This is a genomic window from Comamonas sp. BIGb0152 (assembly GCF_024809975.1).
GTDB lineage: Bacteria > Pseudomonadota > Gammaproteobacteria > Burkholderiales > Burkholderiaceae_C > Comamonas.
In genome coordinates this window covers 50,604-76,133 of sequence record NZ_JANUDY010000013.1, presented here as the reverse complement: position 1 = coordinate 76,133, position 25,530 = coordinate 50,604, and the positions used below count along the sequence as shown (strand labels likewise).

Annotated in this window: 20 protein-coding genes; 16 read left to right on the top strand and 4 right to left on the bottom strand. The window is 63.9% G+C overall.

Translation table 11 applies throughout. From position 1 onward, the window contains the following. Window positions 1–37 precede the first annotated feature (37 nt). The 7 genes from M2375_RS20935 (at window position 38) to M2375_RS20905 (ending at window position 9,437) form a co-directional block, all read left to right on the top strand. Window positions 38–1,567, top strand: a complete 1,530-nt coding sequence (locus M2375_RS20935; protein ID WP_259170170.1) for a rhodanese-like domain-containing protein — start codon at window positions 38–40, stop codon at window positions 1,565–1,567. 95 nt (window positions 1,568–1,662) lie between these two features. Beyond that, a complete protein-coding gene (locus M2375_RS20930) occupies window positions 1,663–3,201 on the top strand; it encodes an ABC transporter substrate-binding protein (protein WP_259170168.1) in 1,539 nt (512 codons plus the stop codon). Further along, window positions 3,198–4,115 carry an ABC transporter permease gene (locus M2375_RS20925; RefSeq protein ID WP_259170166.1) on the top strand — a complete coding sequence of 306 codons (918 nt, stop codon included), beginning with the start codon at window positions 3,198–3,200 and terminating at the stop codon, window positions 4,113–4,115. The genes M2375_RS20930 and M2375_RS20925 overlap by 4 nt, the downstream gene beginning before the upstream one ends. Beyond that, complete coding sequence (locus M2375_RS20920; RefSeq protein ID WP_259170165.1) at window positions 4,112–5,029, top strand: ABC transporter permease; 918 nt, start codon at window positions 4,112–4,114, stop codon at window positions 5,027–5,029. The genes M2375_RS20925 and M2375_RS20920 overlap by 4 nt, the downstream gene beginning before the upstream one ends. Next, on the top strand, window positions 5,026–6,783 hold the full coding sequence (locus tag M2375_RS20915) for an ABC transporter ATP-binding protein (RefSeq protein ID WP_259170164.1): 1,758 nt from the start codon (window positions 5,026–5,028) through the stop codon (window positions 6,781–6,783). Before M2375_RS20920 ends, M2375_RS20915 begins: the two co-directional genes overlap by 4 nt. Window positions 6,784–6,845: 62 nt before the next feature. Next, entirely contained in the window at window positions 6,846–8,150 is a 1,305-nt protein-coding gene (locus M2375_RS20910; RefSeq protein WP_259170163.1) for an LLM class flavin-dependent oxidoreductase, read from the top strand. A 54-nt stretch (window positions 8,151–8,204) separates the two neighbouring features. Further along, entirely contained in the window at window positions 8,205–9,437 is a 1,233-nt protein-coding gene (locus M2375_RS20905; RefSeq protein ID WP_259170162.1) for an acyl-CoA dehydrogenase, read from the top strand. A 1-nt stretch (window position 9,438) separates the two neighbouring features. Here the strand turns inward: M2375_RS20905 and M2375_RS20900 are convergent, their stop codons facing one another. Both M2375_RS20900 and M2375_RS20895 read right to left on the bottom strand, forming a co-directional pair. Continuing rightward, on the bottom strand, window positions 9,439–10,986 hold the full coding sequence (locus M2375_RS20900) for an MFS transporter (RefSeq protein ID WP_259170161.1): 1,548 nt from the start codon (window positions 10,984–10,986) through the stop codon (window positions 9,439–9,441). A 2-nt stretch (window positions 10,987–10,988) separates the two neighbouring features. Then, entirely contained in the window at window positions 10,989–11,573 is a 585-nt protein-coding gene (locus M2375_RS20895) for a GNAT family N-acetyltransferase (protein ID WP_259170160.1), read from the bottom strand. Window positions 11,574–11,608: 35 nt separating this feature from the next. On the opposite strand from M2375_RS20895, the gene M2375_RS20890 reads away from it, so the two are divergent. Further along, on the top strand, window positions 11,609–12,481 hold the full coding sequence (locus M2375_RS20890) for a LysR family transcriptional regulator (protein ID WP_259170158.1): 873 nt from the start codon (window positions 11,609–11,611) through the stop codon (window positions 12,479–12,481). Here M2375_RS20890 and M2375_RS20885 read toward each other — a convergent pair. After that, complete coding sequence (locus M2375_RS20885) at window positions 12,478–13,896, bottom strand: short-chain fatty acyl-CoA regulator family protein (protein ID WP_259170157.1); 1,419 nt, start codon at window positions 13,894–13,896, stop codon at window positions 12,478–12,480. The two genes, M2375_RS20890 and M2375_RS20885, sit on opposite strands and share 4 nt — an antisense overlap. 150 nt (window positions 13,897–14,046) lie before the next feature. Here M2375_RS20885 and M2375_RS20880 point away from each other — a divergent pair, with 150 nt between their 5' ends. From M2375_RS20880 to M2375_RS20860, 5 genes are all read left to right on the top strand, one after another. Next, on the top strand, window positions 14,047–14,445 hold the full coding sequence (locus tag M2375_RS20880) for an acyl-CoA thioesterase (protein WP_259170156.1): 399 nt from the start codon (window positions 14,047–14,049) through the stop codon (window positions 14,443–14,445). A 5-nt stretch (window positions 14,446–14,450) separates the two neighbouring features. Next, the gene (prpC, locus tag M2375_RS20875; protein WP_259170218.1) at window positions 14,451–15,620 is read left to right on the top strand and encodes a 2-methylcitrate synthase; all 1,170 of its coding nucleotides are present in this window, start codon (window positions 14,451–14,453) and stop codon (window positions 15,618–15,620) included. A 77-nt stretch (window positions 15,621–15,697) separates the two neighbouring features. Beyond that, complete coding sequence (acnD, locus tag M2375_RS20870) at window positions 15,698–18,337, top strand: Fe/S-dependent 2-methylisocitrate dehydratase AcnD (RefSeq protein ID WP_259170155.1); 2,640 nt, start codon at window positions 15,698–15,700, stop codon at window positions 18,335–18,337. 34 nt (window positions 18,338–18,371) lie between these two features. Then, on the top strand, window positions 18,372–19,559 hold the full coding sequence (prpF, locus tag M2375_RS20865; protein ID WP_259170217.1) for a 2-methylaconitate cis-trans isomerase PrpF: 1,188 nt from the start codon (window positions 18,372–18,374) through the stop codon (window positions 19,557–19,559). A 15-nt stretch (window positions 19,560–19,574) separates the two neighbouring features. Next, complete coding sequence (locus tag M2375_RS20860) at window positions 19,575–20,435, top strand: oxaloacetate decarboxylase (RefSeq protein ID WP_259170154.1); 861 nt, start codon at window positions 19,575–19,577, stop codon at window positions 20,433–20,435. 573 nt (window positions 20,436–21,008) lie between these two features. Here the strand turns inward: M2375_RS20860 and M2375_RS20855 are convergent. Further along, window positions 21,009–22,454: an IS1182 family transposase gene (locus tag M2375_RS20855; protein ID WP_259170153.1), complete on the bottom strand. Its 1,446-nt coding sequence runs from the start codon at window positions 22,452–22,454 to the stop codon at window positions 21,009–21,011. Between the two features lie 372 nt (window positions 22,455–22,826). Here M2375_RS20855 and M2375_RS20850 point away from each other — a divergent pair, with 372 nt between their 5' ends. From M2375_RS20850 to M2375_RS20840, 3 genes are all read left to right on the top strand, one after another. Further along, window positions 22,827–23,363 (top strand): RNA polymerase sigma factor, encoded by a 537-nt coding sequence (locus M2375_RS20850; RefSeq protein WP_259170152.1) that lies wholly within the window; start codon window positions 22,827–22,829, stop codon window positions 23,361–23,363. Between the two features lie 162 nt (window positions 23,364–23,525). Continuing rightward, window positions 23,526–24,749, top strand: a complete 1,224-nt coding sequence (locus M2375_RS20845) for a sulfite oxidase (RefSeq protein ID WP_259170151.1) — start codon at window positions 23,526–23,528, stop codon at window positions 24,747–24,749. Window positions 24,750–24,760: 11 nt separating this feature from the next. Beyond that, on the top strand, window positions 24,761–25,102 hold the full coding sequence (locus M2375_RS20840) for a c-type cytochrome (protein ID WP_404979361.1): 342 nt from the start codon (window positions 24,761–24,763) through the stop codon (window positions 25,100–25,102). The last annotated feature ends 428 nt before the right edge of the window (window positions 25,103–25,530 follow it).

Below are 25,530 nucleotides of genomic sequence, written 5' to 3'. Positions count from 1 at the left end.
TCGAGGATGGGGCTGTGTCCGAGAGATGATGGTTTTTATGCAAGTACTCAATCCCCTGTCCGTCAAAGCACTGTTGGCTGATGGGAAGGAATTCGCATTTCTGGATGTGCGTGAAGCGGGTGAATTTGGGGAGGGACACCCCTTTCTCGCGATTCCGCTGGCCTACAGCCGACTGGAGGCAGACATTGCCAGGCTGGTGCCACGGCCATCCACGCGGATCCTCTTGATCGATGGCGGCAACGGCGTTGCCGAGCGCGCAGCCCATGCCTTGGCGGCGCTGGGCTACAGCGATCTGTCCATCACCGAAGGCGGCGTTGCCGCCTGGCAGGGGGCAGGGCTGGTGCTGTTCAAAGGCGTGAACCTGCCTTCTAAAACCTTTGGTGAGCTGGCCGAAGCGGCATTGGGTACCCCACACATCAGTGCGCAGCAACTGCAGCAGCTGCAAGCCTCAGGCCGCAAGCTGGTGGTGCTCGATGGCCGGCCGCTGGCCGAGTTCAACAAGATGAGCATCCCCGGCGCCATCAGCTGCCCCAATGGCGAGCTGGCCTTGCGCCATGCCGATCTGATCGCCGATGCGGACACGACGGTGGTCGTCAACTGCGCGGGCCGCACGCGCTCCATTGTGGGCGCGCAAACCCTTCGCGACCTGGGCTTGCCCAACCCCATTTACGCGCTGGAAAACGGCACCCAGGGCTGGTATTTGAACGACCTGCCGCTGGACCATGGCCAAAACCGCAGCTACCCCGAACACCGCCGCGCACCCGTCCCCGAAGTGGCCGCGAGGCTGGCCCAACTGAGCGCCCAGCAAGGCGCGGCACACCTGGATGCCGCCACCTTGGCCGCCTGGTTGGCCGACCACGAAAGAACCACCTATCTGCTGGATGTGCGCTCGCCCGAAGAGTTTGCCGCCGCGCCTATTGCGGGCGCCGCCCACGCGCCCGGCGGCCAGCTGGTGCAGGCCACCGACCAGTACCTGGGCACGCGCCATGCGCGCATCGTGTTGGTGGATACCGATGGCCTGCGCGCGCCGATGACGGCGGTCTGGCTGCGGCGCCTGGGGCATAAGGCCTATCTGGCCAGGCCCGATGCCTTGCCCGCCACTCCCGCAGCGCCACCAGCCGAAGCGGCCTTGCCGCGCATCAGCAGTGCGGCGCTGGCTGCGGACCGGGCGGCCTATGACCTGGTCGATCTGCGTGACAGCGCCAGCTACCGCGCTGGCCATATCGCCGGAGCGCGCTGGTCCATTCGGCCGCTGCTGCAGCGCGGCGATGGGACCCGGGCAACCGTGTTCATCACGCCCGAGCCTGCGCTGGCAGCAGCCGCTGCCCGCGATGTGGGCGGCGTATGGCATCTGCTGAGCGACGGGCCCGAGCAGTGGCAGCGCGCGGGCTTGCCAGTGCTGGCCAGCCCCGATGTGCCAAGCGACGCCGAGCGCATCGACTATCTGTTTTTTGTGCATGACCGCCACAGCGGCAACAAGGCGGCAGCGCGTGCCTACCTGGCATGGGAAACCGGCCTGCTCGCCCAGATTGATGCGCAAGAACGCGCGCTGTTCTGTTTGGGCTGATCCGCCCCCGCGCCCGAGGCCGCGGCAAGCGTGGCCCGCAATGCGCCTCCTGCTTGACTCTTCTCCCCCTTTTTCTTTTTGATTCGAACACCCCCATGTCTACCAGCCGCCGTATCTTTCTGAAAAACGCCGCCGCCACGGCCAGCCTGGCCGCGCTGCCCTTTGCGCTGCCGCGGGCCGCCTTTGCGGCGGGATCCACCACGTTGACGATTGCGCAGAGCAACGACATCTTGTCCTTGGACCCTGCCAACCACGAGAACAACAGCACCCAGTCGGCGCTGGTCAATCTCTACGAATACCTGGTTAACAAGGAATTTCCGAACGGCAAGATGGCCTTCACGCCATGCCTGGCCCAGTCCTGGAAGCAGGAAGACCCGCGCACCTGGGTGTTTGAGCTGCGCGCTGATGTGCAGTGGCACGATGGCAAGCCCTTTACCGCCGAGGACGTGAAGTTCACGGTTGAGCGCATGAAGGGCAACCCCAAGCTGCTGAGCGCGGTGGAGAAGTTCCGCTCGGTCGAGAAGGTCGAGGTGCTGGGTCCGCACCGGGTGCGCTTGGTCACCAGCAAGCCCGATCCGCTGTTTCTGCACAACTTTGTCGGCAATGGCGGCTCGATCCTGCCCCAGCATGCGTTCAAGGCGGCAGGTAGCGAAGAGGCCTTTTTTGCCAAGCCCATCGGCACGGGGCCTTACAAGTTTGTCGAGTGGAAAAAGGCCGACCGCCTGGTGCTGGCGCGCAACCCGCAGTGGTGGGGTGGGGCGCCGCACTGGGAGCGGGTGGTGATCCGCGCGATTCCCGAGACGGCAACGCGCGTGGCCGAGGCCTTGTCCGGCGGCGTGGACCTGGCGGTGAACATTCCGCCCGAAGACATCGGCCGCCTCAAGTCCAATGCCGACACCGGCATCGTCGCCTTCAATATTGCGCGCAATTTTGGCTTGCATCTGCGCACAGAGCCGGGTGTGGTCACCCACGATGCGCGGGTGCGCGAGGCGATTGACCTGGCCATCAACCGCCAGGAGCTGGCCGAGGTGGTGGCCGATGGCTATGCCACCGCCACGCGCGGCCTGTTTCCGCCCGAGATTCCCAACGCCAATACGCGCCTGACGGCGGCCAATTCCTTCAACCCCGACAAGGCCCGCCAGCTGATCCAGGCGGCGGGCGCCAAGGGGGCGAAGGTCCGCTTTGGCTCGCCCAGCGGCCGCTATATCAAGGACCGCGAGGTCTCCGAGGCCATCGTCGGCTACCTGCAGGATGTGGGCCTGAATGCGCAGCTTGAGGTGCAGGAGTGGAGCATCTACAACGCACGCGTGGGCAGTGATTCGCATGGTGAGATCTACTTTTGGGGCATGGGCTCGTATACCGATGCCTCCTTCATCCTGAACATGGGCTCGCTCAAGCGCTTCAACCCGCACTGGAAGAATGCCGAGTTCGAGCGCCTGGCGACCGAGCTGCCCGGCACCACGGGCGAGAAGGAGCGCCAGGCCATCATCTGGCGCGCGCAGGAGATCATCACCCAGGACCGCGCCCGTATCGGCGTGCTGTACCCCAAGGCCATCTACAGCGTCAACAAGCGGGTGCAGTTTGCCGGCCGCTTTGACGAGATGATCCCGGCAGAGCAAGTGCGGCGCGCATGATCTTCTCGGCCTTGTGGCGGCTGCTGCTTCAGGCGGTGCCGGTGCTGTTCACGGTCACCTTGATCGTGTTTGCGCTGGTCTTCCTGGCCGGTGACCCGACCGTGATGATGATCCCGGACCAAGCATCGGAGGCCGACCGCCTGGCCATGGTGGCTGCCTGGGGGCTGGACCAGCCGGTGCACCTGCAGTACCTCAACTACATGCGCAACCTGCTGCAGGGCGATTTTGGCACCTCGTACCGCTATGGCAGCTCGGCGCTGCCGATTGTGCTCGAACGCCTGCCCGCCACCTTGCTGCTGACGGCGGCGTCGATGCTGGTAGCCCTGGTGATTGCGATCCCCGCCGGCATGGCCGCTGCCTTGCGGCGCGGCAGCTGGGTGGACCATGCCGTCTCCGGCGTGGCGGTGCTGGGCAAGGCCATGCCCAATTTCTGGGTGGCCATCATGCTGATCCTGGTATTTGGCGTCAGCCTGCGCTGGTTGCCGGTATCGGGCAGCGGCACCTGGGCGCACCTGGTGATGCCGGCACTGACCTTGGGCACGGCCTTTGCCGGTGACCTGGCCAAGCTGGTACGCGCCAGCATGCTCGAAACCTTGAGCCAGGACTACATCCGCACCGCCTATGCCAAAGGCATTCCCGACTGGCTGGTGATTGGTAAACATGCGCTGCGCAATGCCGCGATCCCGACGGTGACGATGACCTCGCTGCATGTGGTGGCGCTGCTGGGCGGGGCGCTGGTGACCGAGACCATATTCGCCTGGCCGGGTCTGGGCCAGCTCATCGTGCAGGCGATCAACACCAAGGACATGGCCGTCATCCAGATCAGTGTGCTGGTGATCACCGTGATGACCTTGCTGCTGAACTTTGCCACTGATGTGGCCTACCGGTTGATTGACCCGAGGATGAAGCTATGAGCGGCGTGGTTCTGAACACCGGCGGGGCGGTGCAGGGCGGGGCGCCAGTGGCGGCGCAGCCATCCAGCCTGCAGCGCTTTGCGCGCGCCTTGTGGCGCAGCCGCAGTGGTCGCTTTGGTGCCCTCTTGCTGCTGCTGATCTTGCTGACCACGTTGGGCGCCGACTTGCTGCCGCTGGCCGACCCGGTCAAGCGCAATCTGTCGCTGCGCTACCTGCCCCCCGTTTGGCTGGGCAAGGGCCAGTGGGCCTACCCGCTGGGTACCGACGGCCAGGGCCGCGACATGCTGGCGCGCATCATCTATGGCGCGCGCAGCTCGGTGACGGTGGGGCTGGCGGCCGTCGCGCTCTCGGGCGCCATTGGCGTGGCCATCGGCGTGCTGGCGGGGCTGCGCGGCGGCTGGCTGGACCAGGTGCTGATGCGCGTGGTCGATGCGATCTTGGCGATTCCGGCCATGCTGTTCATGCTGGTGGTGGCCTTGGTGGCCGGCGCTGGCCTGGCACCGCTGATTGTGGTGATCGCGCTGACCAACTGGGTGATCTACACCCGCATTGCGCGGGCCGAGGTGCTGAGGGTCAAGGAGCTGGAGTTTGTGGCCGCTGCGCGGCTAAGCCGTGTGCGCACCTCGCGCCTGCTGCTGCGCCACATCCTGCCCAATATCCTGCCGGCCCTGGTGGTGGTCGCTACCTTGAACATTGGCACCGTCATCCTGACGGAATCGTCCTTGAGCTTTTTGGGCTTTGGCATCCAGCCGCCCGACATCTCCTGGGGCCAGATGCTGGCCGATGGGCGCCAGCAGCTTGCGACCAGCTGGTGGATCAGTACCTTCCCTGGCGTAGCGCTGACAGCCACGGTTTTTAGCATCATCTTGCTGGGCGATTGGCTCAGAGACTACCTGGACCCACGCCTGCCATGACTGCTGCCCAAGCCCTTGCCCACGTGCCTGCTACCCTCATCCGCCCCGCCGCGCTGCAGGCCGGCTTGGCGGATAGCGTCCTGCGCTACCGCAATGCCAGCGTCAGCCTGCAGCCCCACGATGGTGGCGAGCCGTTGCGCCTGGTGCGCGGTGTGGACCTGGAGGTGCAGCGCCGGCAGGTGGTGGCCCTGGTGGGCGAGAGCGGCTCGGGCAAGACGCTGACCGCCTTGAGCGTGCTGGGCCTGCTGCCCAGCAATGCACGCTTCAGTGCGGAAGAGGCCACCCTCAACGGCCGCGATCTGCGCAACCTGGGCCACGCCGATTGGCGCAGCCTGCGCGGTGCCGATGTGGGCATCGTGTTCCAGGAGCCGCTGTCGTCGCTGAACCCGGTGCTGACCATTGGCGACCAGATCGAAGAGGTGCTGTACTACAAACGCCAGCTGACGCGACAGCAGCGCCGGGCAGAAGCCATTGATTTATTGGCCCGCATGGGCCTGCCCCGGCCGGCCCAGCTGCTGCAGGATTACCCGTTCCAGCTCTCGGGCGGCATGCGCCAGCGCGTGATGCTGGCCATTGCCATGGCAGGCGAGCCTGCCTTGCTGATCGCCGATGAGCCCACCACCGCCCTGGACAACACGGTGCAGGCCCAGGTGCTGGAGCTGATGGTGCGCACGGCCGAGCAGTCGAATGTGGGCGTGCTGCTCATCACCCACGACCTGTCGGTCGTCGCCCAGGTGGCCGACCAGGTGCATGTGATGCGCCACGGTGAGATGGTCGAATCCGCCCCGGTGCAACAGCTGTTTGCCCGGCCGCAAGCGCCTTATACGCGCCAGCTGCTGGCGCTGGCGCCGCGCATTCCTGCGGTGGTGCGCCAGCCGCTGGTAGATGCCGCCTTGCAGCAGCCGCTGGCTGCGCAAGAATCGCCGCCGATCCTGCAGCTCAATGCCGTGAGCAAGTACTACCAGCAGCCCCGCGCCTGGCACTTCAAGCCCCAGAAGCACCTGGCCTTGGATCGCGTGTCTTTCTCCTTGCAACGGGGCCGCACCCTGGGCCTGGTGGGTGAGTCGGGCAGTGGCAAGTCGTCGCTGGCGCGCATCATCGCCGGCCTGGCCCAGGCCGATGGCGGCAGCCTCGGTTTTGATGGCGCCGATCTGAGCGACCCCGCAGTGCGCGCGGCTGCCAGCATCCAGATGGTGTTCCAGGACCCCTATGCCTCGCTCAACCCGCGCATGCGCATTGGCCCGCTGATTACAGAGCCGCTGGCCGAGCAACCGGGCTGGACGGCGGTGCAACTGCGGGCACAGGCTGCGCAGCTTTTGGACATGGTGGGCCTGCCGGCTTCGGCGCTGGACCGCTTTGCCCATGAGCTCTCGGGTGGCCAGCGCCAGCGCGTCTGCATTGCGCGGGCGCTGAGCGTGCAGCCCCAGTTGCTGATCTGCGATGAGCCCGTCTCCGCACTCGATGTGTCGGTGCAGGCCGAAATCTTGGCGCTGCTGCAACGCCTCAAGAAAGATCTGCAGCTGAGCATGGTGTTTATCGCCCACGGGCTGGAGAGCGTCTACGCGATCTCGGACGACATCGTTGTGCTGGAAAAGGGCCGGGTGGTGGAGGCCGGCCCGCGTGACCAGGTCTTTGGCGCGCCGCAGCACCCCTACACCCGCAGCCTGCTGGCCGCGATGCTCGATATCGACCCGGCGCGCAGCCGCTTCAAGGCCCGGCCTGCACCGCAGGCGGCGCTGGCGCGGGTGGCTTGATGCCGCTTTGCGCTTGCCTGGATTCCCTTTTTTGATCGCCTATTGCCAGTGCGTAGAACACGATGAGCCAGCCCACCCAACTCCACCTCAACCTCAATATCTACGGCGCAGGGGCCCATGCGGCCGCCTGGCTGTGGCCGCAGAACGACCCGCTGTGGCCGGTGACGCCCGACTACTTTGTCCGCCTGGCCCAGACCGCAGAGCGGGGCGGCTTTGACGCGGTGTTTTTCTCGGACCGCGCAGCCTTTCCCGGCAACAGCTTGCACCGCCCGTTCCCGGCGATCGAGCCCAGCATTCTGTTGACCTTGATCGCCGCGCAGACCCGGCATATCGGGCTGCTGGCCACCGTGTCCTCGTCGTACAACGAGCCTTTCAATATCGCGCGGCGCTTTGCGTCGCTCGATCTGGTCAGTGGCGGGCGCTCGGGGGTGAACATCGTCACCTCGGCCGATGTGGAGGCCGCGCGCAACTTTGGCCGCAGCGCGCCGCTGGCGCATGCCGAGCGCTACCGGCGCGCGGCGGAGTTCAGCCAGGTGCTCAAGGATTTGTGGGCCAGCTGGGGGCCGGGCGGCATTGTGGCAGACCGCGCCACCGGCCAGTACTTTGACCCGGCGCAAATCCGGCCCATTGCGCACCAGGGCGAGTTCTTTTCGGTCGAGGGCCCCATCAATGTGCCGCCCAGCCCGCAAGGCCGGCCCTTGGTGGTGCAGGCCGGTGGCTCGGACGCGGGCCTGGACCTGGCCGCCCTGCATGCCGATGCGGTGTTTACCTTGGCGCCGTCTCTGGAGCAGGCGCAAAGCTATCGCCAGGCCCTGGATGCCAGGCTTCATGCGCTAGGGCGTGCGCCCAACGCCGTCAAGGTGTTCCCCGGCCTAGTGACCGTGCTGGGCGACACCGAGCAGGCTGCCCAGCAGCGCGCCAAAACGCTGGCCGATCTGGTGCCGATTGAACAAGGGCTGAACTACCTGTCGGACCTGCTGCAGACCCGCTTTGGCCATGCCGACCTGGACCGGCCGCTGCCCGCTGACCTGCAACTGCCGGACAACGGCATGACCACCTTTGCCAAGAACGTGGTGGACAAGGCGCGCAGCCATGGCTGGACGGTGCGCGAGCTGATCCGCGCGCAAAACGGCGGCGGCAGCAACCACAACACCATCGTTGGCACGCCCGAGCAGGTGGCCGACTACATGCTGACCTGGTTCCGCAGTGGCGCCATCGATGGCTTCAATCTGATGCACGACGTGCTGCCCTCGGGCCTGGAGGACTTTGTCGACCAGGTGGTGCCGCTGCTGCGCAAGGCAGGGGTCTACCGCGAAACCTATACCGCCAGCACCTTGCGCGGCAATTTGGGCCTGGCTGTGGCCTGAGCCCTTCTTACAACATACCCACCGGGCCCGGCCCGCGCTTTTGCAGAACCGTTTATGAAAATCGACTACCCCCAGACCCTGACCCCTGCTGCGCAGACCGCAACCAGTGAAACCGCCAGCAGCGACTGGCAAGCGCTGTTTGACGAGATCGCCGCTGGCTCAGCCGAGCGCGAGGAAAAGCGCATTCTGCCGTTTGCACAGATCCAGGCCCTGAAGGACCAGCGGTTTGGCGCCTACCGCTTGCCAGTGGCAGAGGGCGGCACAGGGGCCAGCATTGCGGGGCTGATGGAGCAGGTGATTGCGCTGGCCGCCGCCGATTCCAACGTTGCGCATATCTTGCGCAACCACTTTGTGTTTGTGGAGCGCTTTGCGCGCAACCCGGTCAGTGCGCAGGCGCATTTTTGGCGCGAGCAGGTCGCACAGGGGGCGATTTTTGGCCTGGCCAATACCGAGCTGGCGCAGGCCCGAAGCGGGGAGAAGACCTTCACGCGCCTGGTGCCCGACGGCGCGCATTTCCGCATGACGGGCGCCAAGTTCTACAGCACCGGCAGCCTGTATGCGGATTTCGTCATCGTGCGGGCGCGCGATGCGCAGGAGCGCGATGTCACCGCCATCATCCCCACCCGGCGCGAAGGTGTGAACCTGGTCGATGACTGGGATGCCATGGGCCAGCGCATGACGGGCAGCGGCACCACCTTGTTCGAGAACGTGCGGGTGGAGCCCGAGGAGATCATCGTGGACAGCGCAGGCACTGGCTACAGCCGGCCTTACAAGAGCACCTTGCCCCAGCTGTTCTTGACGGCGGTGAACACCGGCATCTTGCGGGCCATTGTTCGCGATGCTGCTGCGATGCTGCACAAGCGATCGCGCAAGGGCTTTTTCTTTGCGGCGGCCGATACGCCGGCCGAAGACCCGTTGTTGCTCAAAATCGTCGGTGATCTGTCTGCCCAGCTGTTTGCTGCAGAAGCGGTGGTGGCCGCTGCCAGCCATGCGCAGGATGCGTCGCTGGCCACGGCGGAGGGCGACCGCGCCCTGAAGGGCGCCGCCCACCATGCGGCGGTGCTGGCCGCCAAGGCCAAGTTCATCGTCGATGGCCTGGTGCTTCAGGCCGGCACGGCGGTGTTTGACCTGGGTGGCGCCTCGTCCACCTTGCGCACGCAAAACCTGGACCGCCACTGGCGCAATGCCCGCACCGTGGCTTCGCACAACCCAGCGCTGTACAAGGCTTTGGCGCTGGGCCGGCTGGCAGTGCATGCTGAGCCGCTGCCGGACAAGGACTTTTTCTAAATCAATGCCCTTCGCTGGCCACCGCGCTGCTGCCATGCACCCCTGCCGGCTTGCGCTGGCTCCAGCTGCGCAGCAGCACCACCGCTAGCGCTGAGGCCAGCACCAGCACCACGGCGGTGGCCATTACCGCCATAAAGGCCTGGTCAAAGGCGCCATGGGCCAGGCCGAGCAGTTGCGCAGCCGCTTGCGGCGGCAGTGTTTCGGCTGCCAGCAGGGCCGCATCAATGCCATCGCTGGCGCCAGCGGCCGCCTGCAGGCTGGGCGGCAGCACCAGGCTGCTGGTATAGCGCCAGGACAGCACACTGCCCAGCAGCGCGACACCCAGCACGCCCCCAAACTCGTAGGACACCTCTTCGATGGAGGCGGCCATGCCTGCATGCTCGGGCGGCGCGCTGTTCATCACCGCATTGGATGCGGCGGTGATGGTGGCGCCCACGCCCAGGCCCAGGACGGCCAGCACGGCGATTTTCTGCAGGCCATGGGCATCGGTGTTGAGGCTCATCGCCAATGCACACAGCGCCAGGGCGGTGACCACAAGGCCGCCCAGAATCAGCCGGTGCGTGCCGATGCGCGACAGCGCCCAGCCGGCAATCGGGCCGGCGACAAAGGCCGCCACCGGGATGGGCAAGATCGCCAGCCCTGCTTGCAGCGGGCTCAGGCCCACCACCAGCTGCAGGCGCTGGCTGAACACCAGCTCCACCCCGACCAAGGCCACGGCTGCGACCACGGCGGCAATCACACCGCCCGAGAAGGTGGGGATGCGGAACAGGCGCAGCTCCACCAGCGGCTGGGGCCTGCGCAGCTGGCGGCGGATAAAGACCCCCAGCACCACGGCGCTGAGCACGCCCATCAGCACGGCAAAGGCCAGCGACGGCGCGGGTTTGGCCAGCTCCTTGATGGCCAGCACCAGGCTGACCATAGCGACCATGGCCTGCAGCGAGCTGGTGTAGTCCCAACCGGGCAGGCTGGCGCCTTTTTTGATGCGGTCTGCCGGAATCAGCCAGATGGTGAGCACCAAGGCCAAGGCCACGATGGGCACATTGACCAGGAAGACGGAGCCCCACCAGAAATACTCCAGCAGCACGCCGCCTACCACCGGGCCCAGTGCCGCGCCACCCGAGGCGACCGAGGCCCAGATACCAATGGCCACCGAGCGCTCGCGCTGGTCGGGAAAGCTCATGCGGATGATGGCCAAGGTGGCGGGCATCATGATCGCCGCCCCCACGCCCAGCACGGCACGCGCGGCAATCAGCAGCCCGGCATTGGGCGCATAGGCCGCGGCCAACGAGGCAGCGCCAAAGACCACCAGGCCCAGCATGAACATGCGGCGGTAGCCCAGGCGGTCGCCCAGCGCGCCGGTGCTGAGCAGCAGGCCCGCCACCACCAGCGCATAGGCGTTGACGATCCACAGCTTCATCGAGCTGGAGGCGGCCAGGTCATGGGTGAGGGTGGGCAGGGCGGTGTAGAGCACCGTCATGTCGACGACGATCAGCAGCAGCGCCATCGACACAATGGCCAGCACCAGCCATCTTCTGGAATGCAGTGCCATGGTTACGCTCCCAGTTCTTTGATCATGGTGACGGACACGGGCTGGCAGCCCAGGCGCTCAAACAGCCGGTGCGCGCCGTGGTTGTCGATGCCGCTTTCCAGAAACAGGCGTTGCACGCCCTGGGCCTGTAGCTGGGCGCAGACCCAGGCAAACAAGGCCTGGCCCAGGCCCTGGCCGCGTGCGACGGGGCTCACGACCAGATCATCCAAGGTGGCAAACGGGGTGGGCGCGCGCTGGGCCTCGTCGAGCGAGACAAAGGCCACGCCCACGAGCATGTCGCCCTGGTGGGCGGTGGCGATCCGCTGCGATGCACCCGGCTCGGACGCGGCCAAAGTCGCTTCGATCTCGCTGGCCATGTGCCGGGCCAGGTCGGGGCTCCATTGGCCCGGTGCGATGGCGCGTGGCGATTGCAGCTCGCCGTGGGACAGGTAGTGGGCGTTGAGCTGGCCCATAAACAGTGCCAGGATGGCCGGGGCCTGCGCGGGCTCATGGCACCAGGCCATCTTCAGGGCCGTTGTTGTGGTGTGGTTCGATTGCATGGGGCGGATATTGCGCCATAAAAACAGATTGATAAAGTTGGAATCCATCAATAAATTAGATGGATAAGCTACATTAGTGCGCTATGGAATGGACGGTTGAACAACTGCGGCAATTTGTCGCCACCGCTGACAGCGGCTCTTTCTCTGCGGCTGCGCGCAGCCTGGGCAAGGCCCAGTCGGCGGTGAGCACGGCCGTAGGCATGCTGGAGGTGGACCTGGGCGTGGTGCTGTTTGACCGCTCGCATCGCAATGCCCAGCTCACCGATGCGGGCCGGGTGCTGCTGCTCGAAGCGCGTGAGCTGCTGCGCCAGGCCGAGCAGTTGGACCAGCGCGCGCAGGCGCTGAGCGGCGGGGCGGACGCCGAGCTGTCGCTGGCGATTGACGAGGCGCTACCCTATACGGCGGTGGCCAGCTTGCTGCGGGAGGTGGCGCAGCAGTACCCGGGCCTGGAGCTGCTGCTGCTCAACGGCACCGCCAGCGAGGTGGCCGACTATGTGGGTGAGGGCAGGGCGGGCATGGCCCTGCATATCGACCGGGGCCCGGTGCTGCAGCATTTTGAGCAGCGCCACCTGGGCACCGTGCCCCAGGGGGTGTTTGTGGCGACCGACCACCCGCTCGCCGATGGCCGGGTGGTGGGCCTGCAGCAGCTGGCCCAGCACCGGCAATTGCTGATGCACACCGAGGATGTGCACGAGCGCGCCTATAGCCCGCGCGTGTGGCGTTCGGACAGCTTCTACAACATTGCCGACATGGTGGCCGACAAGCTGGGCTGGGCGGTGCTGCCAGTCAATATCGCGCACTACGAAGGCAACCGCCAGGCGCTGCGCGAGGTGCCTTGCCCGGCGCTGGCGCTGCCCCCGCTGTCGGTGCGCATGCTCTGGCGCCAGGGCGCGCAGCGCAGCCCGACAGCGCAGTATGTCGAGCGGCGTTTTGGCCAGCTGCTGGCGGAGATTTAGACGCCCGAGCCGTAGGGGGTGAGGCGGCTGGCGTTCTCGTCGACGGCCAGGCTTTTGCCCAGATAGGGAAAGGCGCGCTGCGGGCAGTGGTCGCGCTCGCAGACCTTGCAGCCCATGCCAATCGGCGTGGCCAGCGCCGGATCCTGCAGGTCGATGCCCTTGGCATACACCAAGCGCGCCGCATGGCGCAGGTCGCAGCCCAGGCCGATGGAGAAGGTTTTGCGCGGTGCGCCATAGCCGCGCTGCCCGCCGGAGACCGAGCGTGCAACCCACAGGTAGCGGCGGCCATCGGGCATGCTCGCCACCTGGGCCAGCACCTGGCCCGGCTGGCCAAAGGCCTCGTAGACATTCCACAGCGGGCAGGTGCCGCCGGTGCGGCTGAAATGAAAGTGTGTGGCGGACTGGCGCTTGGAGATATTGCCGGCCCGGTCGACGCGCACAAAGAAAAAGGGCACACCGGGATTGCCTGGCCGCTGCAAGGTGCTGAGCCGGTGGCAGACCGTCTCAAAGCCCACGGCAAAGCGCTGGCCGAGCAGGTCGATGTCATAACCCAGCGCCTCGGCGGCCTGCAGAAAGGGCCCGTAGGGCAGCAGCAGGGCGCCGGCAAAATAGTTGGCCAGGCCCAGGCGCGCCAGCCGGCGGGCGGCGGGGTCGCTGATGAGTGTTGGCACCTGGCTGAGGCTGTCGAGCGTGTCGCCGATCTCGAGCAGCGCCAGCTGGGTGGCAAGCTGGAACGCCTGCTGCGCGGTGCCCAGCGCAGAGGACAGCTGCAGCAGGCGCGAGGCGGGGTCGAACTGGCGTTTGCTCGCCCCCGCGCTGTCCACAAACTCCACCCGCACCTGGTGCGCCAGCGCCAGGCGCTCGCGTAGCCAGTCGGCCAGTGGCCTGCCCGGGCGCTCTGCCTGGGCCTGGGCAGCCAGGCTTTCGGCGGCGCGGTCCACCGCATCAAAGTAGTTCTGGTGCGAGAAGAAGAAATCACGCACCACTTCAAATGGCATGGCCGCAGGCCGGGTGCTGCCTGCGCGGTCATCGCCCAGCTGCAGCGACAGGGCTTCGAGCCGCTCCATGGTTTCCAGATGGCGTCGGTAGAGCGCCACCACAGCAGCGCCCAGCGCCGGCATCTGCGCGGCCACTTCTTGCAGTTCGGGCAAGGCAATGGCTTGTGGGGAATCGGCCAGGGCTTCGCGCAGACCAGCGACCAAGCGTGTCTCCTCGTCCTCCGAGAACTGCTGGATGTCGACACCCAGGGTGCGGTGGAGTTTGAGCAGCACGGACACCGTCAGGGGCCGCTGGTTTTGCTCCAGCTGGTTGAGGTAGCTGGGAGACAGCCCCAGCGTATGCGCCAATGCAATCTGGGACAGGTTGCGCTCTGCACGGAGCTTGCGCAGCTTCACACCCATGAAGGTTTTTTTCATCGCAAAGTCTTTCTGGTCATCGGGCTCGCGGGAGAAGGATTGCCCGTGGCTCTGAAAATTCGCAATATTTGCAAATTACGCATTTTCATTCGCAAAAATTCGCCATTTCAGTGCTGGTCTTCTCATTGTATTTTGCGTAAATTGCGAATTATGACAACACCCACTGGATTCGTCGAGTCGCAAGAGCTGGTACTGCCAGCGCTCAGCAACCACCACGGAACGCTGTTTGCGGGCCAGGGTTTGCAGTTGATGGCCAAGGCTGCTTTCCTCGCAGCGCGCAGCCTTGCGCAAGGCGAGGTTGTCATGGCCGCTGTCAACCGTATTGAGTTTTTGGCGCCCACGCCTGTGGGCCACTGCCTGACTTTGCGCGCCTGGGTCAGCCGAGTGGGGCGCAGCTCCATGACGGTCTGCGTCACCGGTCTGGCTGACCTGCCCGGCATTGCGCCCGAAGAGGTGCTCAAAGGCTTGTTTGAAATGGTGGCCGTCGATACCAAAGGCCGGCCCATCCCCCTCGATTGCGCATATTTGAACCAGGAAACCCCGCTATGACCACCATGACCACGACGCTCGCCGAGGCCGCAGCGCCTTCGAGCTTCAAGCCCAAGAAATCGGTCGCGCTCTCGGGCGTGACGGCGGGCAACACCGCCTTGTGCACCGTAGGGCGCAGCGGCAATGATTTGCACTACCGGGGCTATGACATTCTGGATATGGCCGAAGTCTGCGAGTTTGAAGAAATCGCCCACTTGCTGGTGCATGGCAAGCTGCCCACCCGCGCTGAGCTGCGCGCCTACAAGGACAAGCTCAAGGCGCTGCGCGGCCTGCCCGCCAGCGTGAAGCAGGCGCTGGAACAACTGCCTGCCGCCAGCCATCCTATGGATGTGATGCGCACGGGGGTATCGGTGCTGGGCTGCACCCTGCCAGAGAAGGACGACCACAACCTGCCCGGCGCGCGTGATATCGCCGACCGGCTGATGGCATCGCTGGGCTCCATGCTGCTGTACTGGTACCACTTCAGCACCTCGGGCAAGTGCATCGATGTGGAAACCGATGACGACTCCATTGGTGCGCATTTTCTGCACCTGCTGCATGGCAAAAAGCCCAGCGCTTTGTGGGAGCGGGCCATGCATACGTCGCTCAATCTGTATGCTGAGCACGAGTTCAATGCCTCGACCTTTACCGCCCGGGTAGTGGCCGGCACCGGCAGCGACATGTACTCCGCCATCACCGGCGCGATTGGCGCGCTGCGCGGCCCCAGGCATGGCGGCGCCAACGAGGTGGCCTTTGAGATCCAAAAGCGCTATGACAATGCCGACGCCGCCGAGGCCGATATCCGCCAGCGTGTAGAGAACAAGGAGGTGGTGATTGGCTTTGGCCACCCCGTCTACACCGTGAGCGACCCGCGCAATGTCGTTATCAAGGGCGTGGCGAAGGAGCTGTCGCTCGATGCCGGCTCCACAAAGATGTACGACATTGCCGAGCGGCTGGAGACTGTCATGTGGGAGGTGAAGAAAATGTTCCCCAACCTCGACTGGTTCAGCGCCGTGAGCTACCACATGATGGGCGTGCCGACGGCCATGTTCACCCCCCTGTTTGTGGTGGCGCGCACCAGCGGCTGGGCCGCACATGTGATTGAGCAACGCATAGACAACAAGATCATCCGGCCCAGTGCCCACTACACCGGGCCGGAAGACCAGGTTTTTGTGCCCATTGCTGAGCGCAGTTGATCGGCAGCTTGGCCCATTATGTTGGCTTTCCCCACCACACCAGCGCGGGCAGCAAGCCCGCCGCTATGCACAGCCCCATGAACACCGATTACCGAAAACCACTGGCTGGAACCGGCCTGGATTACTTTGATGCACGCGCTGCAGTCGATGCGATGGTGCCCGGCGCCTGGGCCCAGCTGCCCTATACCGCGCGGGTCCATGCCGAGAACCTGGTGCGCCGCGCGGACCCTGCTTGTCTGCCGGACTATCTGGGCCAGCTGATCGGGCGCAAACGCGAGATCGACTTTCCCTGGTTCCCCGTGCGGGTGGTCTGCCATGACATTCTGGGCCAGACGGCCTTGGTGGATCTGGCCGGGCTGCGCGATGCGATTGCCCAAGCGGGGGGCGACCCGGCTGCCGTCAACCCGGTGGTGCCGGTGCAGCTGATCGTGGACCACTCGCTGGCGGTGGAGTGCGGCGGTTTTGACCCCCAAGCCTTTGAGAAGAACCGGGCCATTGAGGACCGCCGCAATGAGGACCGCTTCCATTTCATCGCCTGGACCAAAAAGGCCTTTGCCAATGTGGATGTGATCCCGGCGGGCAACGGCATCATGCACCAGATCAATCTGGAAAAGATGTCGCCGGTGGTCTATGTGCAGGATGGGGTCGCTTTTCCCGACACCTGTGTGGGCACCGACAGCCACACCCCGCATGTGGATGCGCTGGGCGTGATAGCAGTGGGTGTGGGCGGCCTGGAGGCCGAGAACGTGATGCTGGGCCGCGCCTCCTGGATGCGGCTGCCCGACATCGTCGGCGTGGCGCTCAGCGGCCGCCCACAGCCGGGCATCACCGCCACCGACATCGTGCTGGCGCTGACGGAATACCTGCGCCAGCAAAAGGTGGTGGGCGCCTACCTGGAGTTTTATGGCGAGGGGGCGGAGAGCCTGTCAATTGGCGACCGGGCCACCATTGCCAATATGTGCCCGGAGTACGGTGCCACGGCCGCCTTGTTTGCGATTGATGCACAGACGCTGGCCTATCTGCGCCTGACCGGCCGTGATGACAAGCAGGTGCAGTTGGTAGAGACCTATGCGAAGGCCGCAGGCTTTTGGGCCGATAGCCTGCGCGAGGTGCAGTACGAACGGGTGCTGGCTTTTGATCTGTCCGCTGTGGTGCGCAATATGGCGGGGCCATCGAACCCGCACCGCCGCCTGCCCACCTCGCAGCTGGTGGAGCGCGGCATTGCCGGGGCTGAGCCGTTGGCGAGAGCGCGTGCACAGGAGGCCGATGGACTGCTGCCTGATGGCGCGGTGATTATCGCGGCCATCACCAGCTGCACCAACACCAGCAATCCACGCAATGTGATCGCGGCGGCCTTGCTGGCGCGCAATGCGCGGCGCCTGGGCCTTGTGCGCAAGCCCTGGGTCAAAACCTCGCTGGCGCCCGGATCGAAGGCGGTGGAGCTGTACCTGAAGGAGGCGGGGCTGCTGGCCGATCTGGAGGCGCTGGGCTTTGGCATCGTCGCCTTTGCCTGCACCACCTGCAATGGCATGAGCGGCGCGCTCGATGCCCAGATTCAGCAAGAGATCATCGAGCGCGACCTGTACACCACGGCCGTGCTCTCGGGCAACCGCAATTTCGACGGCCGCATCCACCCCTATGCCAAGCAGGCGTTTTTGGCCTCGCCCCCGCTGGTGGTGGCCTATGCGATAGCAGGCACCATCCGCTTTGATATCGAAAAGGACGCGCTGGGGATCGTGGATGGCCGGGAGATCCGCCTGTCAGACCTCTGGCCGAGCGACGAGGAGATTGATGCGGTGGTGGCGCAGGCCGTCAAGCCTGCGCAGTACCGCGCGGTGTACGGGCCCATGTTTGCCATCCAGCAAGACGATGGCCCGGCGGCTGCGCCCCAGTACGACTGGCGCCCGCAATCGACCTATATCCGCCGGCCGCCGTACTGGGATACCGAGGGCGTGGGCGCGCTGGCTGCCCATCCGCGCACCCTCAAGGGCATGCGGCCGCTGGCATTACTGCCTGACAACATCACCACCGACCACCTCTCGCCGTCCAACGCCATCCTGGCCAGCTCGGCCGCTGGCGAGTACCTGGCCAAGATGGGCTTGCCCGAAGAAGACTTCAACTCCTACGCCACGCACCGGGGCGACCACCTGACCGCCATGCGCGCCACCTTTGCCAACCCCCAGCTGGTCAATGAGATGGCCGTGGTCGATGGCCAGGTGCAAAAAGGCTCGCTGGCCCGCATCGAGCCCGAAGGCCGGGTGCTGCGGATGTGGGAGGCGATGGAGACCTATCTGCAGCGCCGCCAGCCGCTGATCATCATTGCCGGTGCCGACTACGGCCAGGGCTCCAGCCGCGACTGGGCCGCCAAGGGCGTGCGCCTGGCGGGGGTGGAGGCGGTGGTGGCCGAGGGCTTTGAGCGCATCCACCGCAGCAACCTGATTGGCATGGGCGTGCTGCCGCTGGCCTTCCAGCCGGGCACCACCCGCAAGACGCTGCAGCTCGATGGCACCGAGACCTATGATGTGGAGGGTGAGCGCGCTCCGCTGGCCGCGCTAAGCCTGGTGATCCGGCGCCGCCATGGCCAGATCGATCGCGTGCCCGTGGTCTGCCGCCTGGATACCGGCGAAGAGCTGTCTGTCTACGAAGCAGGCGGCGTGTTGCAGCGCTTTGCGCAGGATTTTTTGGCATCCAGCGCTGCGCAGCCTGCCACTGTCTGATGGCCCCTTTTTTTCTGAACCCGCTATGACGACCCTGACCCATCCCCCCCAGATCAAGATACCCGCCCTCTATATGCGTGGCGGCACCAGCAAGGGCGTGTTCTTCCATGTGCCGGATTTGCCGCTGCCCGCGCAGCAGCCCGGCGCAGCGCGCGATGCCCTCTTGCTGCGCTGCTTGGGCAGTCCCGACCCCTATGGCAAACAGATCGATGGCCTGGGCAATGCCTCATCGAGCACCAGCAAGGCAGTGCTGCTGGCCAGGAGCACACGCGCTGACCATGATGTGGACTATCTGTTTGGCCAGGTGGCCATCGACAAGCCCTTGGTGGACTGGAGCGGCAACTGCGGCAACCTCTCGGCTGCCGTCGGCCCCTGCGCGATCGCAATGGGCCTGATCGACCCGGCCCGCATCCCGCACAACGGCTTGTGTACCGTGCGCATTTGGCAAGCCAATATCGGCAAGACCATCATTGCGCAGGTGCCCATCTGCAACGGACAGGTGCAGGAAACCGGCGATTTTGAATTGGATGGCGTGAGCTTTCCCGCTGCCGAGGTACAGCTGGCCTTTATGGATCCGGCTGACGAGGGCGAGGATGGTGGCGCGATGTTTCCCACCGGCCAGCTGGTGGACGAGCTCGATGTGCCAGGGGTAGGCCGCTTTGCCGCAACCTTGATCAATGCGGGCATCCCGACGATCTTTCTCAATGCGCAAGACCTGGGCTACAGCGGCTGCGAGCTGCAGGGCGATATCAATGGCGATGCGCAGGCCTTGGCGCGCCTGGAAGCGATTCGCGCGCATGGCGCCCTCAAGATGGGCCTGATCCAGGAGCTGGGCGAGGCAGCCAGCCGCCAGCACACGCCCAAGTTGGCCTTTGTGGCGCCGCCGGCCAGCTATACGGCATCGAGCGGCAAGGCGGTGGATGCGCAGGACGTGGACTTGCTGGTGCGGGCGCTGTCGATGGGCCAGCTGCACCACGCGATGATGGGCACGGCAGCGGTGGCCATTGGCACCGCAGCAGCCGTGCCGGGCACCCTGGTCAACCTGGCTGCCGGTGGCGGCGAGCGCAGCGCGGTGCGCTTTGGCCACCCCTCGGGAACCCTGCGGGTGGGAGCGGAGGCACGCCTGCAGGATGGCCAGTGGGTGGTGACCAAGGCGCTGATGAGCCGCAGCGCACGCATTCTGATGGAAGGCGCCGTGCGGGTGCCGGGCGATTGTTTTTGAACGGGAGACGGTGGAATGGATACCAAGCAACTGCTGAAAGACATGGTGGCGGCGCGCCGGGGCGTGCTGGTGCCGGGGGCCTTCAATGCGCTGTCGGCCAAGGTGATCGAGGACCTGGGCTTTGAGGCGATTTATGTGACGGGCGCGGGTGTGACCAATATGTGGTTGGGCCTGCCGGACCAGGGCTTTATGGGCCTCGCTGAGATCGCCGACCACACGGCGCGCATCCGCGACACGGTCAGTGTGCCCTTGCTGGTCGATGCCGATACCGGCTTTGGCAATGCGCTCAACGTCTACCACACGGTGCGCACCCTGGAGCGTGCCGGTGCCGACTGCATCCAGCTCGAAGACCAGGTGGCGCCCAAGCGCTGCGGGCATTTCAGCGGCAAGGAGGTGATCTCGACCGAAGAGGCGGTCAGCAAGATCAAGGCTGCGGTGGATGCGCGGCGCGACCCCAATTTGCTGATCATGGCGCGCACCGATGCGGCGGCCACCCACGGTTTTGAGGCAGCGGTGGAGCGCGCCCAGCGCTTTGCCGAAGCCGGGGCCGATATTCTCTTTGTCGAGGCCGTTACCAGCGCCGAAGAAATCCGGGCGTTGCCAACCCGCTTGGCAGCGCCGCAGCTGATGAACATGGTGATTGGCGGCAAGACCCCCATCTTTGATGCCGAGCAGCTGGGCGGCTTGGGTTACGGCATCGTGCTGTACGCCAATGCCGCGCTGCAAGGCGCGGTGGCAGGCATGCAAAAAGCGCTGACCGGGCTGCGCGATGACAAAGCGGTGCAGGAGTCGAGTGGCCTGGTGGCGACCTTTGCCGAGCGCCAGCGGCTGGTGGGCAAGCCCGCCTGGGATGCGCTGGAGCAGCGTTTTAGCTGAACCGCTTGCCGTGCGAGCTACCAGGGGCCGAGCCTGCCCCAAATGTTGAGTTCATAGCCCCATCCCGAAGAATGCTGGGACGCGGGCATAAATGGAAGCAAGCGCAAACGAGAGCACCTTCCACGCTGGCCTCCATCCAAAGGCCATGTGCGGCAGGCGCATGGTAGGCGCAGGCTGCACAGCGGCGATGCTGTCGGTTCTCTGTGAGTTTTGAACTCCGCATCACGGCGAAACAAGCACTTGCGCGAAGATGGATCATCAAGTTTTGAACTCGCTAATCATTGAGTTTTGAATTGTCAGGTCCACCGATCACTGAGTTTTGAACTTTGCGATTGCACGACGACCGCGCTTGCATAGATCCTGCGCACCTGGCCAGCTGGCCGAGCTCGCTCCGATGGCGGCTTGCGACCGAGGCTGTGTGGAAACTCAAAATCTCATCAGCATCTCAGCCAATGAATCGACAGATTTTCTGCATTTCAGGATGTCGAAGATTTTTCCGGCCAAAACGATCTGACCCCTCCCAATCGAGTATTCAAGGCCTTTTTTACTTTAATTTCATCGCGTAAAAAGGGCTCATCCGCCCGCCAGACGCATCGCTGCGATTGTTCTCTCAAACCCAAGAATGCAAAGCACTCTCTTGAGGTTGTAGGCCAGCACGTTCAAGCTCATCTCGGTGCTGACATTGGGTAAGCGCTTGGTTAAGAAGTGCGTGTATCCCATCCAATGCTTCAGCGTGCCAAACACATGCTCCACCGTTCGCCTTCTCACCATCATGGCGTCTGGCATTTGATCTAACCGTTGCTGTGCGCGTTCCACTACGTCTTCGTGCTCCCATCGGCTGATGCGTCGGTAATCGCTGGGCGTGCACTTGGATTTGATCGAGCATTGCGTACAGGCGCTGCTCCAGTAGCGTCGCATTTGCAAACCAGCTTCCTCGCGGGTAAAGCGATAGATGGCACGCTGTCCTGCAGGGCACTGGTATTCGTCATCTTTCTGGATGTAGATGAAGTCTGAGCGATCGAAGCGTCCTTGGGCGCGTGCACCGGATGTATTGGGCTTGGGAACAATGGCAGCAACGCCAGTGTCTTCACATGCTTTGATCTGCTCGCCGCTGTAGTAGCCTCGATCAGCAATGGCTTGCAGTTTGCGTTTGCCCATGGCCTTACGTGCAGCCAGCGCCATGGAGGCCAGAGCACTTCTGTCATGCCCTTGGTTGATCACTTCATGGGCGACGATCAAATGATGTTTGGCATCCACTGCCACTTGAACGTTATAAGCCACCATGCCAGAACCTCGGCCACTGGTCGCCATGGAGCGCGCATCAGGATCTGTCATCGATAGTTGCTTCTCGGGCTGCTCTTTGAGTTGCTCCTTCACTTCATCGAGCACCTGCATTTGTTTACGCAACATGGCGATCTTGTCTTGAAGACGGGCGGTACGTGCTTCAAGTTCCACAGGCTGTGTGCGATCGGCCGTATCCAGAGCTGACAGATAGCGTTGAATGCTTTCTTCAATCTGTTGTTGGCGCTTGTCGATCTTGCCCATGGAGAAGTTCTTGTCACGCGTATTAACGGCTTTGAACTTGCTGCCGTCAATCGCTACCAGCGCCTGGCTGAACAGCTTCAGATCACGACACAGAACTACGAATCGGCGGCTCACATTGCGAATGCCCGAGCCGTTGTCCCGGCGGAAGTCAGCGATCGTTTTGAAGTCAGGCGCCAAGCGCCCTGTGAGCCACATGAGCTCCACATTGCGCTGCGCTTCACGCTCCAGGCGACGACTGGATTGGATGCGATTGAGATACCCGTAGATGTAGACCTTGAGCAGTACCGCAGGGTGGTAGCCCGGGCGGCCTGTGGCTGCGGGTGTTGACCCATCAAAGCCCAGTGAGAGCAAGTCCAGTTCTTCAACGAACGCATCGACAATGCGCACAGGATTGTCTGCACCCACAAAGTCATCTAGACACTCGGGCAGTAAGGTCACTTGCTCGCGGGTCTGGCCTTCAATGAATCGCTTCATGGGTCACCTCGCTGAAAACGGGTGCTGTGATTTTAATTTTTGAAGCGTGGTCAGCCAAGCGTTTTTACACAGCCTCGGCCGATAGCCGCCATCCTACCTTCGAATTGACCAGGCGCACCAGCAGCCTCACGGGCCAGCGACAGGCTGGAAGCAGCCCTGGCACCTTTCGGTCTGAGCTCAAAGCGCCCCGAGTTCAAACTTCAGTGAGAAAAATTCAAAACTCACGGAGAACCGACAGATGCCTTGCTGCTCCATATTCGCGCCATCTACGAGCCACGGAATGGGCCAATGGGCTGGTCTCGATACAGAGTTAATAGCATAAATCTTTTTTTCGGATGGAATGATAGTGTAGATTCAACGCTCTTGAGCAATATGATCTCTTCCGTTGAGTCGCTCTACAACCAGTGGGTGCGCGAGCACTACCGCTTTTTGCTGCGCAGCGCTTGGGCCTTGACGGGTTCACGGGCTATTGCCGAGGACGTGGTGCAGGACTGCTTCACCAGCGCCTGGCGCTTTCGCAAGCAGCTACGCGATCCAGCGATGGCACGTGCTTGGTTGTTCCAGATCATGCGGCGCCATGCCTATCGCAACATGGAGCCGGTCCTCGCCATGAGCGGTGAGGCGGCGGAGAACATCAACGACCAGCACCAATCCTTGGATGTGCAGCTGGACGTGGTCAGGGCCTTGGCCCGCATCGCCGCTATTCATCGCGAAGCACTGGTGCTGTACTACTTTGATGACATGCCCACAAAGCAAATGGCCGAGGCGCTGGATATTGCACCAGGCACCGTGCTGTCGCGCCTGGCGCGTGCCCGCGATGCCCTGAGAGCCGCTCTGGAGTCTGATCGTCCTCCCGCCGCTGCCACAAGCGCGTCCCGCCTCATGTCACTGCGAAAGCCTACGCCATGAAGGGCAGAGACTTCGGTGTGCTCAGGGCGTTCGGCATGTCTGCCTGCGCACCAAAGAAGCAAGACCTCTTTGCTTATCGCGCACGCGCAGAGGCGAGCCGACACTTTAGGCACTCCCGCATCTTCGATCCTATTTTTCTTTCATTGATAACAAGGACAGACCATGGCCCAAGTTCCTACATCGCTGCCTCGCCGCGACTTCCTGTCCGGTAGCGCCAGCGCACTCGCTGCCGCCGGTCTTGCCGGGCGTCATGGTCCGGTCTTTGCACAGACTGCGGCCGCAGCAGCGGCGCCTCTTGCCAAACCCTTGCCCGGTTATGCAAATTGGAAAAATGCCGATGCGCTCATCGTTCACAGCAGTACCACGATCGAGACCAAGCGCAGCGCATTTGGCACCAGTGTCATCACGCCAAGCCGCCAGCTTTATGTGCGCAATAATTTACCTTTGCCAGCCGACACCATCGTGGCTGATCCCGACGCCTGGCGGCTGAGAGTGACGGGTGTCAGGGACCCCAAGAGCCTGAGCCTGCGTGAACTCAAGCGCTTGGGACTGGAGACGGTGACGATGGTGCTGCAATGCTCCGGTAATGGCCGAGCTTTCTTTCCAAGCCAGCCCAGTGGAACCCCGTGGACGGTGGGTGCTGCAGGTTGCGTGACTTGGAGTGGCGTCCCCGTGCGCGACGTGGTTCAAGCCCTTGGCGGTCTTGCCGATGACCTGGCTTACATGACCGGCACTGGCGGTGAGGTACTGCCTGCGGGCATCGACCCCAAGAGCGTGATCGTGGAACGCTCCGTGCCCATCTCTGCCATGCAGGATGCGCTTTTGGCCTGGGAGATGAACGGCGAACCTACACCGCTGGCCCACGGTGGTCCTCTGCGTCTGATCGTCCCTGGCTATGCCGGTGTGAACAACATCAAGTACATCAAACAGTTGGCATTTACGGCCAAGGAAAGTGATGCACGCATCATGTCGCACGGCTATCGCATCACGCCACCGGGTGAAAAAAGCGACCCCAGCCAACCCTCCGTTCAGGAGATGCGTGTCAAGTCCTGGATCAACAGCCCATTGCCTGAAGACAGGGTCTGCGCTGGTACTGTGCAAATTCATGGCCTGGCCTTTGGCGGCATGCATGCCATCCAAGCGGTGGAAATCTCTATCGATGGCGGCAAGACATGGCGCACCGCGCGCTTGGTCGGTCCAGACATGGGGAAGTATGCTTGGCGCCAATTTGCGTTGCAGGCCAAGCTCCCCAAGGGGACACACGTACTGGCCAGCCGTGCCACCGATTCCCAAGGCCATGTGCAAGCCCAGACCCGTGGCGAAAACAAGAGCGGCTATAGCAATACCAGTTGGGCCGACCACGCACTGACTATCACCATAGTCTGAGTATCCGCATCATGACCATGACAGGCAGCAAGCCTATGCATTATCTCGGCACACTTGCCTTCTCAGCCTTGGCAGTCACTGGCGCACACGCCGACGAAGCCGCGCAAATAGCGCGTGGTAAAAAACTTTTTGCCACAGCAACTCCAGCCTGTGCGGCATGCCACACGCTGAAGAGCGCCGGAGCCGAAGGCATGATCGGGCCCTCACTCGATGAGTTGCAGCCCGATGCTGCGCGTGTAGCGCGCGCGCTGCGCGATGGCATCGGCAGCATGCCATCATTCAAGGCCCATATGAACGATGCTGACATCCACGCGTTAGCGCTGTATGTCAGCCAGGCCAGTGGGCAAAAATAGGCGACTCATCTTGCTCCGAGAAGGGCCCATCGCTCGGTGTTTCCATGGCGTTGGGGTGGGCCTGACCCAGTTTTCCGGACGATTTGCTTAGCCCATGAAGCGCCGCTAGCACAGGCCTTGAGCATCGGACCTGGCTTCTTGCCTTGTCCGGTAGACCGTGCGGCTGAGCCCTTCGGTCTTCATCGATGAGAAGAGGCTCTCCATCTTGGCGTGGTACCCGCATTCGCTGCGACGGATGTCTGAACGTCAACGGGTTCATCACGATGCAGGATGCGCGGGAGACGCTGAAAGCAGGGGAGCGTGAGGCGCGCGATGGTAGCAGCAGTCTGCGCTGGACCGGGTTCCTGTGGGCGGTTTGGCGTTCTATGACCGGGCGTGGGCCCCGAGATTCACCAATTTCAGTGACATGCAAAGCCTCTGGCTTGCGG